This is a genomic window from Methylobacterium planeticum (assembly GCF_008806345.1).
GTDB lineage: Bacteria > Pseudomonadota > Alphaproteobacteria > Rhizobiales > Beijerinckiaceae > Methylobacterium > Methylobacterium planeticum.
This window is the reverse complement of the sequence record NZ_VZZJ01000010.1, coordinates 178,494-193,578: the sequence shown is the minus strand read 5'-3', so window position 1 is coordinate 193,578 and position 15,085 is coordinate 178,494. Positions and strand designations below refer to the sequence as shown.

Genomic DNA, 15,085 nt, shown 5'->3' with positions numbered 1-15,085 from the left:
GACGGCATCGTGCGCCAGGCGCTCGCCTGGGAGGACGCCCTCGGCCGGCGCAACCGGGTCTGACGCCGGTGCGGGCCCTGTGGCGCGGCCTCGTCGTCGCCGCGGCCGTCCTGGCCGCGCCAGGCTCGCTCGTGGCGCCAAGCTCGCTCGCCGCGCCGGGACCGCCGACCTCCGCGGCGGCGGAGGCGCCCGAGGGCTTCGCCGCCTTCGTCGCCGGCCTGCGCCCCGAGGCGCGGGCCCGCGGGGTGTCGGACGCGATCTTCGCGGCGGCCTTCCGGGGCGTGACCGGTCCCGACCCCGACGTCCTCGCCCGGACGAAGCGCCAGGGCGAGTTCGCGCGGCCGGTCTGGGAGTATCTCGTCGGCGCCGTCTCCAGCGGGCGGATCGCGCGGGGCCGGGCGCGGGCGGCCGCCCTCGCCGACACCCTCGCGGCCATCGAGGCCCGGACCGGCGTGCCGCGCTGGATCACCCTCGCGTTCTGGGGCGTCGAATCCGATTTCGGCGCGAGCGCCGGCAGCGTCCCGACGATCCGGGCCCTCGCGACCCTGGCGCAGGTCCGGCACCGGGGCGACCTGTTCCGGCAGGAACTCATCGCCGCCCTGGTGATCCTGCAGCGCGGCGACATCGCGCCGGAGCGGATGAAGGGCTCCTGGGCCGGCGCGATGGGGCAGGTGCAGTTCCTCCCCTCGACCTTCCTGCAGCACGCGGTCGATTTCGACGGGGACGGCCACCGCGACATCTGGACCTCGGATGCCGACGCGCTGGCCTCCATCGCCGGCTACCTCAAGGACCTCGGCTGGAACCCGGCCGTATCCTGGGGCTACGCGGTGAGCCTGCCGGCCGATTTCGACCTCAGCCGCTACGCGGGCGATTTCGGCGAGTTCGCCGGCCGGGGGGTGCGCCGCACCGACGGCAAGCCGCTGCCCGCCACGGGTCGGGCCAGCCTGTTCCTGCCCGGCGGGGCCGGGGCGCCCGTCTTCCTGATCACCGACAATTTCGAGGTGGTGCGCGCCTACAACACCTCCGATTCCTACGCCCTCGCGGTCGGCCACCTGGCGGACCGCCTCGCCGGGGCGCCGGCGCTCGCGAGCCCCTGGCCGAGCGGGGCGCGGCGCCTCGACGCCGCCGGCCTGACGGCGCTCCAGCGCGGCCTCTCGGCGCAGGGCCTCTACGCGGGCGAGGCCGACGGCCGGGCCGGTCCGAAGCTGCGCGAGGCGGTGCGCCGCTACCAGATCCGCGAGGGGATGGTGGCCGACGGCTACGCGGCGCCGGAACTCCTCGACCGGCTCGGGGCCCGGCCCTAGATGGCGGATTTAGACGCGCGGCCCGTCCTTCTGTATGGTCGCCTCCGCGAGCCGGGCCGGATCCGGGGCGGCCGGTGGGCCAGAGCTGCGTAGCGAGGGTGCGTATGACGAAGCTCCGATCGCGGATCGGCCCGCGGCCCGCGTTGCTCCGGGCGCTCCTCGGAACGGCCTGCCTCGCCGCCGCGCTGAGCCTCACCCCCGATCCCGCCGCCGCCCAGTGGGGCGATGCCTTCGAGCAGCCCCGGACCGATCCCTACGCGGCGCCGCCGCGCCGGCGCGCCCGGGACAATTACTACCGGGACGACAGCGCCTACGGGGGCCGGCAGGCGCGCCGCTACGCGCCGCAGCCGCAGGAGGCCCCACGCCAGTTCTACTGGCCCTGGGAGGACCGGCCGCAGCAGGCCCAGCCGCAGCCGCAGCCCGAGCCGAGCTACCGCCCGCCCAGACCCCGCGCCCCGGCGGCGACCGCCGACGCGCAGCGCCTGCAGAAGCGGCGGGTCCGGCCGGCCCCGGTCGCGGCGCCCCCGAAGCCCGTGGCGCCCAAGGCCGCGCCGAACACCCAGATCGCCGTCTTCGGCGATTCGCTCGCCGACCATCTCAGCAAGGGCCTCGACGACGTGTTCGAGGACAATGCCGACGTCGCCGTCCTCGACCGCGCCAAGGGCGATAGCGGCCTCGTGCGCAAGGACGTGGTGGATTGGCCGAAGGCCGCCGAGGATTTCCTCAAGGCGAACCCGAAGGTCAGCTACGCCCTGGTCATGGTCGGAGCCAACGACCGCCAGCCGATCCGCGAGGGCGACCAGAGCGTCGATCCGCTCACCGACCGCTGGCGCGAGATCTACCGCGACCGGGTCGACGCGATGGTGAAGGTCTTCGCCGACCGCAAGATCCCGCTGATCTGGGTCGGAACCCCGCCAATGCGCAGCGAGGGCCTGACCACCGACCTCGCCGCCATCAACGACATAGTCCGCGAGCGCGTCGCCCGGGGCGGCGGCACCTACGTGGACATCTGGCCGGGCTTCGTCGACGACCGCAACCGCTACACGCCCTCGGGCCCCGATCTCGAGGGCCAGAACGCCAAGCTGCGCACCCAGGACGGGGTGCACTTCACCCATGCGGGCGCGCGCAAGCTCGCCCACTTCGCCGATGTCGAGCTGAAGCGCCTGATGGGCGCGGCGAGCCCGGCCCCCGCCGACCAGCCGGCGGCGGTGGCGGCCACCCCGGGACCGACCCTCGACGGCGCTCCTCCGAAGCTCGACGACACGGCGGCGATCGACCGGCAGATCACCGCGATGCTGCCGAGCCTGCCCGAGCCGCCGGGCATCCCGGCCCTGCCGGTCAAGCCGCTTGCCGGGCCCGTGGTGCCCCTCGGCCGGGCCGAGGTCTCCCCCGGTGGCGTCCTGATGAGCGGCCGCCCGCGCGACGGCGACACCTCCGGCAACGTGGAACGGGCTCTCCAGCGCGGCGCCGCCCCCCTGCCGCAACCCGGCCGCGCCGACGACTTCCGCTGGCCGCCGGGCTGACCGCGACCGCCCGCGTCGCGACACCCGCGCCCGGTCCGAGATCCGAGGCGCGATCGTGGGTCCGGCCAGCGCCTCCGAGCGACGATGGGGCGCGGACGAAGCGCCTCACCGCTCCCGTACGGGAGAGGTCGGGTCCGCGACAGCGGACCGGGTGAGGGGTGCGACGTGCCCGGACAAGGCGCATCCTCCACCCCGGCCCTCGCGGAGCGGGAGGGGGGGCGCGTCGCGATACCGGGCGGCATCCCGAACCGCGCCGCGGGTCCTCCCCGGCGGCAGACCGGCTCAGCGCGGCAGGACGCTCGTGCCCATGAGGGCCAGGTCGATGGAGCGGGCGGCCTGGCGGCCTTCCCGGATCGCCCAGACCACGAGGGACTGGCCGCGGCGCATGTCGCCGGCGGCGTAGATCTTCTCGTGCGAGGTCCGGTAATCGTCCTCGTTGGCCGTCACGTTGCCGCGCTTGTCCATGACGATGCCGGATTGCTCCAGCATGCCCTTGCGGATCGAGCCGGCGAAGCCGATCGCCATGAAGACGAGGTCGGCGGGGAGCACGAACTCGGTGCCGGGGATCGGCTGGCGCTTGGCGTCGACCCGGGCGCAGACGACGCCCGTGAGGCGGCCCTTCTTGCCCTCGAGCCGGAGCGTCGCGGCCTGGAATTCGCGCTCCGCCCCCTCCGCCTGGCTCGAGGAGGTCCGCATCTTGGTCGGCCAGTAGGGCCACACCGTCAGCTTGTCCTCGCGCTCCGGGGGGCGCGGACGGATGTCGAGCTGCGTCACCGAGAGGGCGCCCTGGCGGAAGGCGGTGCCGACGCAGTCGGAGGCGGTGTCGCCGCCGCCGATCACCACGACGTTCCGGCCCGAGGCGAGGATCGGCTCCTCGCCGTTGCCGGGCATCGGCTCGGCGCCGACGCGGCGGTTCGACTGGACGAGGTAGGGCATGGCGTAATGCACGCCCTCGAACTCCTGCCCGGGCAGCTGCGGGTTGCGCGGATCCTCGGCGCCGCCGGCGAACAGGACCGCGGCGAACTCCGCGGTCAGCTCCTCGACGGACTTGGTGACGCCGATATTCACGCCGTAATGGAAGACGACGCCCTCGGCCTCCATCTGCTTCACGCGCCGGTCGATGTGGCGCTTCTCCATCTTGAAGTCCGGGATGCCGTAGCGGAGCAGGCCGCCGGCCTTCGGCTCGCGCTCGAAGACGTGGACGTCGTGACCGACGCGGGCGAGCTGCTGGGCGGCGGCCATGCCGGCGGGGCCGGAGCCCACCACCGCGACGCGCTTGCCGGTGCGGGTCTCCGGGACCTCCGGCTTGACCCAGCCCATGTTCCAGGCCCGGTCGGCGATCGCCTGCTCGATCGTCTTGATGGCGACCGGCTGGTTCTCGAGATTGAGGGTGCAGGCCTCCTCGCAGGGCGCGGGGCAGATGCGGCCGGTGAACTCGGGGAAGTTGTTCGTGGAGTGGAGGTTGCGGGCGGCCTCCTCCCAATCCGACTGGAACACGAGCTCGTTCCAGTCCGGGATCTGGTTGTGGACCGGGCAGCCGGTCGGACCGTGGCAGAACGGGATGCCGCAATCCATGCAGCGCGCCGCCTGCTTCTTCAGGTCGTGCTCGTCGAGCGGCAGCGTGAATTCGCGGAAGTGCCGCACCCGGTCGGCGGCGAGCTGATACTTCTGCTCCTGCCGGTCAAATTCGAGGAAGCCTGTGACCTTGCCCATCGATCCGTCCCTGGGCTGGCGGATCGCCTGATCCCGCCCCCTTGCATCGTCGCTGTCCGTCCGGGGCGGCCGGTCCGAGCCCGGCCGCCCCCGTCATGGTCCCTGGGTGGCGGCGCTACTCGGCCGCCACCGGCATCCGGGCCATCTCCATCTCGCGCAGGGCCCGGCGGTACTCGACCGGCATCACCTTGACGAACCGGGTGCGGTAGCCCGCCCAATCGTCGAGGATGGCCTGGGCCCGAGGGCTGCCCGTGTACTTGAGGTGATTGGTGATGAGCTGGCTCAGGCGCTCCTCGTCGTGGCCGGACATGTTGGCCAGGATGTCGACCCGCCCCTTGGTCTCCAGGTCGCCGTCCTGGTGGAAGCGGCGCATCAGGTCGTCCTCCTCCTCGACGGGCTCGAGATCGACCATCGAGAGGTTGCAGCGCGCCGAGAACGAGCCGTCCTCGTCGAGCACGTAGGCGATGCCGCCCGACATGCCCGCCGCGAAGTTCCGCCCGGTCTCGCCGATCGACACGACGACGCCGCCGGTCATGTACTCGCAGCCGTGGTCGCCCATCCCCTCGACCACCGCGATGGCGCCGGAGTTCCGGACCGCGAAGCGCTCGCCCGCCGAGCCGCGGATGTAGCACTCGCCCGCGATCGCCCCGTACAGGACGGTGTTGCCCGCCATGATGGTCCGGTCCGAGGGCGAGCGCAGCGCGTCCGTCGGGCGGATGATCAGCTTGCCCCCCGACAGGCCCTTGCCGACATAATCGTTGGCGTGGCCGGTCAGCGCCAGGGTGATGCCCGCCGCCAGCCAGGCGCCGAAGCTCTGGCCGGCGGTGCCGGCGAGCTGCACCCGGATGGTGTCGTCGGGCAGCCCCTCGTGGCCGTGCGCCTTGGCGACGATCCCCGAGAGCATCGCGCCCGCCGCCCGGTCCGAGTTGCGGATCACGTCCGAGAGGGTCACGGGCTCGCCGGTCTCGACGGCGGCCTGCGCCCCCGCGATCAGGCGGCGGTCCAGCACCGTGTCGATCGGGTGATGCTGCTTCTCGACGTGGCGGATCGCCGCCTCCGGGCCGACATCGGGCCGGTGGAACAGCTTCGAGAAGTCGAGGCCGCGCGCCTTCCAGTGCGAGATCGCCTCGACCTTGTCGAGGAGGTCGGAGCGGCCGACGAGCGCGTCGAGCTTGGTGAAGCCCATGGCGGCCATCAGCTCGCGCACCTCCTCGGCCACGTAGAAGAAGTAGTTCACCACGTGCTCGGGGGTGCCCTTGAAGCGCTTGCGCAGCACCGGGTCCTGGGTGGCGACGCCCACCGGGCAGGTGTTGAGGTGGCACTTGCGCATCATGATGCAGCCCGCCGCGATGAGGGGCGCGGTCGAGAAGCCGAACTGGTCGGCCCCGAGCAGGGCCGCGATCATCACGTCGCGGCCGGTGCGGATGCCGCCGTCGGCCTGGAGCGCGACGCGGCCGCGCAGGTGGTTGAGCACCAGCGTCTGCTGCGTCTCGGCGAGGCCCGTCTCCCAGGGACCGCCCGCGTGCTTGAGCGAGGTCAGCGGGGCGGCGCCCGTGCCCCCGTCGAAGCCCGAGATCGTGATGTGGTCGGCCCGCGCCTTGGCGACGCCCGCCGCGACGGTGCCGACGCCGACCTCGGAGACGAGCTTCACCGAGACGTCGGCCGCCGGGTTGACGTTCTTCAGATCGAAGATCAGCTGGGCCAGGTCCTCGATCGAGTAGATGTCGTGGTGGGGCGGCGGCGAGATCAGGCCGACGCCGGGCGTCGCGTAGCGGACCTTGGCGATCTTGGCGTCGACCTTGTGGCCGGGCAGCTGGCCGCCCTCGCCGGGCTTGGCGCCCTGCGCGACCTTGATCTGCATCATGTCGGAATTGACGAGGTATTCCGTCGTGACGCCGAAGCGGCCGGAGGCCACCTGCTTGATGGCCGAGCGGCGCGAGCGCCCGTCCGGCAGGGGCTTGAAGCGCTCGACCTCCTCGCCGCCCTCGCCCGAGTTCGAGCGGCCGCCGAAGGAGTTCACCGCGATCGCGAGCGTCTCGTGCGCCTCCTTGGAGATCGAGCCGTAGGACATCGCCCCCGTGGCGAAGCGCTTGACGATGTCGGAGGCCGGCTCGACCTCGGCGAGGTCCACCGGCGCGCGGCCGAGCTCGGCCGCCTCCTTGATGCGGAACAGGCCGCGCAGGGTCTTGAGGTGGTTCTCCTGCTCGTTCACGAGGCGCGCGTACTCGCGGTAGCGCTCGGGCACGCCGAGGCGCACCGCGTGCTGCAGCGTCGCCACCGTGTCCGGGGTCCAGGTGTGGACCTCGCCGCGCAGGCGGTAGGCGTACTCGCCGCCGACATCGAGGGCGTGCCGGTAGATCGGCGCGTCCCCGAAGGCGTCGGCGTGGCGGCGCACCGTCTCCTCGGCGACCTCGGACATGCCGATGCCCTCGACCGTGGTCGCGGTCCCGAAGAAATCGCGCGCCACGAACGCCGAGTTCAGCCCCACCGCGTCGAAGATCTGAGCCCCGCAATAGGACTGGTAGGTCGAGATGCCCATCTTGGACATCACCTTCAGGAGGCCCTTATCGATCGACTTGATGTAGCGGTAGATGATCTCGTCATCGACGAGGTCCGGCGGGAACTCGTCCTTCATGCCGAGCAGCGTCTCGAAGGCGAGGTAGGGGTTGATCGCCTCCGCGCCGTAGCCCGCCAGGCAGGCGAAATGGTGCACCTCGCGCGGCTCGCCCGATTCGACCACGAGGCCGACCGAGGTGCGCAGGCCCTTGCGGATCAGGTAGTTGTGCACGGCCGCCGTGGCGAGCAGCGCGGGGATCGGGATCCGGTCCGGCCCGACCGCGCGGTCCGACAGGATGATGATGTTGTAGCCACCGCGCACCGCGACCTCGGCCCGGTCGCAGAGGCGGTCGAGGGCGCCCTCCATGGCGGCCGCCCCGGTCTCGGCCGGGTAGGTCATGTCCAGGGTCTTGGTGTCGAAGCGGTCCTCGAAATGGCCGATCGAGCGGATCTTCTCGAGGTCGCCGTTGGTGAGGATCGGCTGGCGCACCTCCAGGCGCTTCTTGCGGGAAGCGCCCTCCATGTCGAGGAGGTTCGGCCGCGGCCCGATGAACGAGACGAGGCTCATCACGGCCTCCTCGCGGATCGGGTCGATCGGCGGGTTCGTCACCTGCGCGAAGTTCTGCTTGAAGTAGGTGTAGAGGAGCTTCGCCTTGTCCGAGAGCGCCGAGAGCGGCGTGTCGGTGCCCATCGAGCCCACCGCCTCCTGGCCGGTCACGGCCATGGGCTGCATCAGGAGCTTGAGGTCCTCCTGGGTGTAGCCGAAGGCTTGCTGGCGATCGAGGAGCGAGACGTCCGAGCGCGAGGCGCGCGGCACCACGGGCTTCAGGTCCTCCAGCACGATCTGGGTGTTCTTCAGCCACTCGGCGTAGGGGTGCGCGGCGGCGAGCTCCCCCTTGATCTCCTCGTCCGAGACGATGCGGCCCTTCTCGAGGTCGATCAGCAGCATGCGGCCCGGCTGCAGGCGCCAGGACTGGATGATGCGCGAATCCTCGATCGGCAGGGTGCCCATCTCGGAGGCGAGCACCACGAGGCCGTCCTCGGTGACGATGTAGCGGGCCGGGCGCAGGCCGTTGCGGTCGAGCGTCGCGCCGATCTGGCGGCCATCCGTGAAGCAGACGGCGGCCGGGCCGTCCCACGGCTCCATCAGGGCGGCGTGGTACTCGTAGAAGGCGCGCCGCTCCTCGCTCATCAGCGGGTTGCCGGCCCAGGCCTCCGGGATGAGCATCATCATGGCGTGGGCGAGCGGGTAGCCGCCCTGGACCAGGAACTCGAGGGCGTTGTCGAAGCAGGCGGTGTCGGACTGGCCCTCGTAGGAGATCGGCCAGAGCTTCGAGATGTCGTTGCCGAACAGCTCGGAATCGACGCTCGCCTGGCGGGCCGCCATCCAGTTCACGTTGCCGCGCAGCGTGTTGATCTCGCCGTTATGCGCGACCATCCGGTAGGGGTGCGACAGGCGCCAGGTCGGGAAGGTGTTCGTGGCGAAGCGCTGGTGCACGAGCGCCAGCGCCGAGACGAAGCGCGCGTCCTTGAGGTCGAGGAAATAGTGGCCGAGCTGGTTCACCAGCACCATGCCCTTGTAGACGATGGTGCGGCTCGACACCGAGACCGGATAGAACTCCATCAGGCTGGCGTCGCCGAGGCCGTAGACCTTGCCGGAGATGACCTTGCGGGCGACGTAGACGCGGCGCTCGAAGCCGTCCTCGTCCGAGACGCTGGCGGGCCGGCCGATGAAGACCTGCCGGTGGTGCGGCTCGGTCTCCTTCACGGCCTTGCCGAGATCCTCGGAATCGACCGGCACGTCGCGCCAGCCGAGCAGCGGCAGGCCCTCGTCGGCCAGCGCCCTCTCGACGATCTCCTCGATGGTGCGGCGCGCCGCCTCGTTCTTCGGCATGAAGAACTGGCCGATGGCGTATTGCCCGGCCGGCGGCAGCTCGAAGCCGAGGCGCGAGCACTCCTCCGCGAAGAACACGTGCGGGATCTGCACCAGGATGCCGCAGCCGTCGCCCATCTTCGGGTCGGCGCCGACGGCACCGCGATGGTCGAGGTTCTCGAGGATCAGCAGGCCCTGCTGCACCACCGCGTGGGTCTTGCGGTTGTGCATGTCGGCGATGAAGCCGACGCCGCAGGCATCGCGCTCGTGGGCGGGGTCGTAGGCGCCCTGGGCGGCCGGGAGCGCCGGGTCGCGCACGACGAGCGGCTTCATCGTGTCCCGGGTGGCCGGGATCTGCGCCGGAACGGCCTCGAAGCTTACAGATGCGGCCACGCTCAACACCCCTTCGTCTGTCCGACCTGCTCGCATGCGAGCATGTTTCATGCCCGGGCATCAAGCGATGCCGGGCTCACGCCAATCTACGACGGGTCTTGGTCGGGTCTTCGGTGTCGAAGCGCCCGCTCACCCGCGGGCTCGACGCCGGCCTGTGCTCAGCCGGCGTGGGCCCGGATCGCCCGAATGGCGACCGGCTTCAGATCTCGTTTCGACGCTGCGATGCTCACGTCCCGAAACCTCTGCCTGCCCTCGAGGCCCTGCCGAAAATGGGACAGCGATGCTGTCCTAACGACGGAAAGTGACAGATTTTAATCGGTCCAGCAAGGCCCCGGATGCGGGGCCGGATGGGTTTTGCAGCGGGCGTCCCCCGCCGGCCGCAGGGCGAGATCGCCGCAGGACCCGGCGCGCCGTGTCCTGCCCCGCCGCCGCGCCAGGAATCTCGGCGGAGACAAGCCGGAGACACGGCGGAGACAAGCCGGCGCGGTCTCGCCCGGTTTGCCCCGCAATCTCGCCCTAATCCATGGGTTAACAAAGTCTTGCCGAGCACAAGCGGCATGCGGGGCAACGACCCCGCCAGGACCGCCGAAGGACCCGCGAGGCGGGCCTTCGGCACGCGGCGGATCTGATCGGCGGCGAGGACCAGGGTCTCGCGGCCGCTCGGGACCGCCCTCAACCCAGTGGGACGACGCCCTATGGATGCGAGCCGCACGCTCTTCCGCAAGCTCCCGATGGCCGCCACGATGATCGCGCGCGCGCTCCGGCCCGGCCTCGCGGCGGCGGCCCTTATCCTCGCCGTCGGCGGGGCGGCGCAGGCCCAGTACGTCTTCGAGGACGAGATCCTGTCGCCGCGGGCGGTGGCCTGGCGCCTGAGCGAGCGCGGCTTCAGCGGCCTCAGCCGCCCGCGCTTCGACGGGCGCGGCTACGTGGTCGAGGCCTTCGGCCCGAACGGCGCCCGCCTGCGCCTCTTCGTCGATGCCCATGACGGCGCGATCGTCGGCCGCGAGCGCCTCGGGGCCGACGTCTACGCGCCCGCCCGGGTGGCCCGGCCGATGCCGGGCTTCGGCTGGACCGAGGAGGACGCCGAGCCCCGGCGCCCGCTGCGCCAGGCCGAGCGGCAGATCGACCGTCAGGGCGAGCGCCTGCTGCCGCCCGCCGAAATCCCGAACCCGGCGGGCCGCGCGCTTCCGCCGCGGCCGGAGCTCTACGGCCGCGCGGAGCCGGTCCGGCCCGCCATCGCCGGGCGACCGGCGCCCGCCGATGCCAATCCCCTGGGGGTGAATCCGGATGCCCGGGGCCGGGCCGAGGCTCCGCGCAAGCTGAGCCGCCTCGCGCCCCCGAAGGCCGGCGAGGCCAAGCCCGGCCATGCCCGGACGGCGCCCGAGGCGCCGGCGCCGAAGCTCGGGCCCGCCGAGGCCAAGGAACCGAGCAAGGAGCCGAGCAAGGAGCAGGGCCAGGAACCGGGCAAGCAGCAGAATGCCGCCCGGGATCCGGCCCAGGATATCGGCAAGGATGCCGCCAAGGATGTTGCCAAGGAGGCCGCGCAGCCTCAGCCGAAGCCCGAGACGCCGGTCGCGGCGATCGAGCCGCCGAAGGCCGCGCCGGTGCCAGCCCAGACCCCCGCCTCGGTGCAGCCGCCCCCGGCCGAGCCGAAGCCGCCGCAATCGGCCGCTCCCGAGACCAGGGACGTCGAGAAGGCCGCCGAGGCCAAGGCTCCGGAGGTCAAGCCCCTCGAGGTCAAGCCCGCCGAGAAGGCCTGGAAGGATCCGCCGGCCGAGGACAAGCGCAACGTCCGGGTGATCGGCGGCGCCACCATCGTGCCGGGCGGCGGAGAGGCGGGCGCCGCCGCCGACTAGGCGGCCGCCCGGAAGCGTCGGGCCTCCGGGCTCACGCGCCGAGAGCTTACGCGCCGAGAGCTCACGCGCCCAAAATAAGGCGCTCGGCGCCGGCGAAGACCGTCAGGTTGTCCGAGCGGGCGATGGCGCAGAGCGTCATGCCGTGAAGCCGGGCCCGGTCGAGGGCGAGGGAGGTCGGCGCCGAGATCGCGACCAGCACCGCCGCGCCGAAATGGGCGGCCTTCTCGACCATCTCGAACGAGCAGCGGCTCGTGATCACCAGGAACCCCTCGGCCGGGTCGGTCCCGGCCCGGATCAGGGCGCCGATCAGCTTGTCGAGGGCGTTGTGGCGCCCGACATCCTCGCGCACCGCCACGAGGGAGCCGTCGAGGCGGGCCCAGGCGGCGGCGTGGACCGCCCGCGTCTCGTGGTTCAGCCGCTGCGCGTCGCCGAGCGCCGCGAGCGCCCGGCTGATCGCCGCCATCGCCACCCGGGTGCCCTCGGCCCGGCGCGGCTCGGCCATCGGCAGGGCCGCGAGGTCGTCGATGCCGCAGACGCCGCAGCCGGTGCGACCGCTGATCGCACGCTTGCGGGCGAGGTGCTCGCGCAGGCGTCCCGGCACGAGGTCGACGAGGAGCCGCAGGCCCCCCTCCCCGTCCTCGACCCGGGCCGAGCGGATCTCGTCCGCCGTCGCCACGATGCCCTCCGTCAGGCTGAAGCCGTAGGCGAAATCCTCGAGGTCGGCGGGCGTCGTCATCATCACCGCGTAGGGCACGCTGCCGTAGACGAGGTTGACCGGCATCTCGACCGCGAGGGCGCGCTCTCCCGCCCGCGGATCGGCCGCGTCGTAGGCGATGACCTCGGTCGCGACCGAGAGGGCGGTCCGGGGCGCCCCGTCCTCGGATGCGGGCTCGGATGCGGCCGTCTCCGTCGCGCTCGTCCTGGTCTGTTGCATCGGTTGCTGGCCCGCGGCTCGCTCGAAGTCCGGCCGGGACCGGCCCCGGCGCGCCCTCGCATGATAACAGTCCGCACGGGTTCCGGCGCCCCCGGCGCGGGCCGTCCTGCGGCACGGGAAGTTTTTTCGCGCTCTGCAAGAAAGCGCATGATGCGACGCTGTTGCGGTTGCACCTTGAACTTCCTTGTGGTCTGACACCGCGATCGGATCCAGGCGGGTTTTTGCTCGGCCGGGGTTCACACACGTCACAACCACATCGCGCCGGTCTCGACAGAATCAATGGCGCGAGCGGTCGACCACAAGGTCTTCAAGGGGAGCCACGAGAGGCACATGCGGACGGCGCAGACGCAACATCGGTCATCGTGGGGGCTCGCCGCGCTCGGCGCCTTCCTCGTCTCGTCTTCCTCGGCCTTCGCGGCGGGCATCGGCCAGCCCGAGCCGTGGCAGATGGACCGCCAGGTCCCGGTCACCGAGAACGCCCGGGACATCCTCTCCTTCGAGGTCGGCCTGCACTGGCTCTCGCTGGCGATCTCGGTCTTCGTCCTCGGCCTGATCCTCTACTGCGTCTACCGCTTCAGCGAGAAGGCGAACCCGACGCCGTCTCGGACGACCCACAACACCCTGATCGAGGTGGCCTGGACGATCGTTCCGGTGCTGATCCTCGTGGCGGTCGCGATCCCGTCCTTCCGCCTCCTGCGCACGCAGCTCTCGGATCCCAAGGCCGACGTGCTCGTGAAGGTGATCGGCCACGCCTGGTACTGGTCCTACGAGTACCCGGCCGACCAGGGCGGCGGCTTCGCCTTCGACGCCAACCTCGACGAGGACAAGCAGCCCCGTCTCCTTGGCACCGACAACGACATGGTGGTGCCGGTGAACAAGATCGTGAAGATCCAGGTCACCGCCGCCGACGTGCTGCATTCCTGGGCGATGCCCTCCTTCGGCTTCAAGATCGACGCCGTCCCGGGCCGCCTCAACCAGTTCTGGTTCAAGGCCGACCGTGAGGGCACCTATCACGGCCAGTGCTCCGAGCTCTGCGGCCAGCGCCACGCCTACATGCCGATCACGGTCCGGGTCGTGAGCGACGAGGCCTACGCCCAGTGGCTGACCGAGGCGAAGACCAAGTACGCCCGCATCGACGACGGGTCGAAATTCGCCGACGCCCGCTAGCGGCGCGGCAGGACCGGGGGCGCCGACGGTGGCCCCGTCCGCCACCCCAATCGAGAGATCACGAGAAACCCGAGCAAGGTCAGCATCGATGGCTACCGCCGCAGCACACGCCGGGCACGACGCCCACGACGATCACAAGCCCTCCTTCTTCGCCCGCTGGTTCCTCTCCACGAACCACAAGGACATCGGCACGCTCTACCTGCTGTTCGCCTTCTGCGCGGGCATCGTCGGCGCGTTCCTCTCCTTCGGCATCCGCATGGAGATGGAAGAGCCCGGGCTGCAGTACTTCTCGAACCCGGCCACCTACAACGTGTTCGTGACCGGCCACGGCCTCATCATGGTGTTCTTCATGGTGATGCCGGCGCTCATCGGCGGCTTCGGCAACTGGTTCGTGCCGCTCATGATCGGTGCGCCGGACATGGCGTTCCCGCGCATGAACAACATCTCGTTCTGGCTCACCGTCGCGGGCTTCTGCAGCCTGCTCTGCTCGCTCTTCGTGGAGGGCGCGCCGGGAGCCTCGGGTGCCGGCACGGGCTGGACCGTCTACCCGCCGCTCTCGACCGCCGGCCATCCCGGCCCGGCCGTCGACTTCGCGATCTTCGCCCTGCACCTCGCGGGCGCGGGCTCGATCCTCGGCGCGATCAACTTCATCACGACGATCCTCAACATGCGCGCGCCCGGCATGACGCTGCACAAGATGCCGCTCTTCGCCTGGGCCGAGCTGGTCACCGCCTTCCTGCTGCTCCTGTCGCTCCCGGTTCTCGCCGGCGCGATCACGATGCTGCTCACCGACCGCAACTTCGGCACGACGTTCTTCGACCCGGCCGGCGGTGGCGACCCGATCCTCTACCAGCACCTGTTCTGGTTCTTCGGCCATCCGGAAGTATACGTGATGATCCTGCCGGCCTTCGGCATCGTCTCGCACATCATCGCGACCTTCTCGAAGAAGCCCGTCTTCGGCTACCTCGCGATGGCCTACGCGATGGTCGCGATCGGCGTCGTCGGCTTCGTCGTGTGGGCGCACCACATGTACACGGTCGGCCTCAGCCTGCAGACGCAATCCTACTTCGTCTTCGCCACGATGGTGATCGCGGTGCCCACGGGCGTGAAGATCTTCTCGTGGATCGCCACGATGTGGGGCGGCTCGATCCGCTTCACGGCCGCCATGCACTGGGCGGTCGGCTTCATCTTCCTGTTCACGGTCGGCGGCGTCACCGGCGTCGTGCTGGCGAACTCGGCGGTCGATAAGTACTTGCACGACACCTATTACGTCGTGGCGCACTTCCACTACGTGCTCTCGCTCGGCGCCGTGTTCATCATCTTCGCGGGCGTCTACTACTGGTTCCCGAAGATGACCGGCCACGTCATCCCGGAATGGGCCGGCAAGCTGCACTTCTGGCTGGCCTTCATCGGCGCGAACGTCCTGTTCTTCCCGATGCACTTCCTCGGCCTCGCCGGCATGCCCCGCCGCTACGCCGACTATCCGGACGCCTTCGCGCCCTGGCACAGGGTCGCGACCTGGGGCGGCCACATCTTCGCCCTCGGCATGATCGTGTTCGTGATCGGCGTGATCCTGGCCTTCCGCTCGAAGGTCCGCGCGGCCGACAATCCGTGGGGCGAGGGTGCCACCACCCTCGAGTGGACCCTGTCCTCGCCGCCGCCCTTCCACCAGTTCGAGACGCTGCCCCGCATCGTCGACGAGCCGGGCCGCCACTGACCAGCTTCGCGAGGACCGCCCCGGCGGTCCTCGCCCTTTCCAGGCTCCT

General features: G+C 71.2%; 8 protein-coding genes. 5 read left to right on the top strand and 3 right to left on the bottom strand.

The window, feature by feature from the left end:
- The first annotated feature begins 110 nt into the window (after positions 1 to 110).
- Positions 111 to 1,304, top strand: coding sequence for a lytic murein transglycosylase (locus F6X51_RS14005; protein ID WP_150964293.1), 1,194 nt, complete (start codon positions 111 to 113; stop codon positions 1,302 to 1,304).
- 104 nt (positions 1,305 to 1,408) lie between these two features.
- Entirely contained in the window at positions 1,409 to 2,827 is a 1,419-nt protein-coding gene (locus tag F6X51_RS14000) for an SGNH/GDSL hydrolase family protein (protein WP_150964272.1), read from the top strand.
- A 282-nt stretch (positions 2,828 to 3,109) separates the two neighbouring features.
- On the opposite strand, the gene F6X51_RS13995 is transcribed toward F6X51_RS14000, so the two are convergent.
- A complete protein-coding gene (locus F6X51_RS13995; protein ID WP_150964271.1) occupies positions 3,110 to 4,540 on the bottom strand; it encodes a glutamate synthase subunit beta in 1,431 nt (476 codons plus the stop codon).
- A gap of 115 nt (positions 4,541 to 4,655) precedes the next feature.
- On the bottom strand, positions 4,656 to 9,398 hold the full coding sequence (gene gltB / locus F6X51_RS13990; RefSeq protein ID WP_407658544.1) for a glutamate synthase large subunit: 4,743 nt from the start codon (positions 9,396 to 9,398) through the stop codon (positions 4,656 to 4,658).
- A 659-nt stretch (positions 9,399 to 10,057) separates the two neighbouring features.
- Between gltB and F6X51_RS13985 the strand changes: the two genes are divergently transcribed.
- Complete coding sequence (locus tag F6X51_RS13985; RefSeq protein WP_246696793.1) at positions 10,058 to 11,218, top strand: hypothetical protein; 1,161 nt, start codon at positions 10,058 to 10,060, stop codon at positions 11,216 to 11,218.
- A 61-nt stretch (positions 11,219 to 11,279) separates the two neighbouring features.
- Here the strand turns inward: F6X51_RS13985 and fdhD are convergent, their stop codons facing one another.
- Positions 11,280 to 12,152 (bottom strand): formate dehydrogenase accessory sulfurtransferase FdhD, encoded by an 873-nt coding sequence (gene fdhD, locus F6X51_RS13980; RefSeq protein WP_150964269.1) that lies wholly within the window; start codon positions 12,150 to 12,152, stop codon positions 11,280 to 11,282.
- Between the two features lie 330 nt (positions 12,153 to 12,482).
- Between fdhD and coxB the strand changes: the two genes are divergently transcribed.
- A complete protein-coding gene (coxB, locus tag F6X51_RS13975; protein ID WP_150964268.1) occupies positions 12,483 to 13,319 on the top strand; it encodes a cytochrome c oxidase subunit II in 837 nt (278 codons plus the stop codon).
- Positions 13,320 to 13,407: 88 nt separating this feature from the next.
- Positions 13,408 to 15,036, top strand: a complete 1,629-nt coding sequence (gene ctaD / locus F6X51_RS13970) for a cytochrome c oxidase subunit I (protein WP_150964266.1) — start codon at positions 13,408 to 13,410, stop codon at positions 15,034 to 15,036.
- Positions 15,037 to 15,085: the final 49 nt, after the last annotated feature.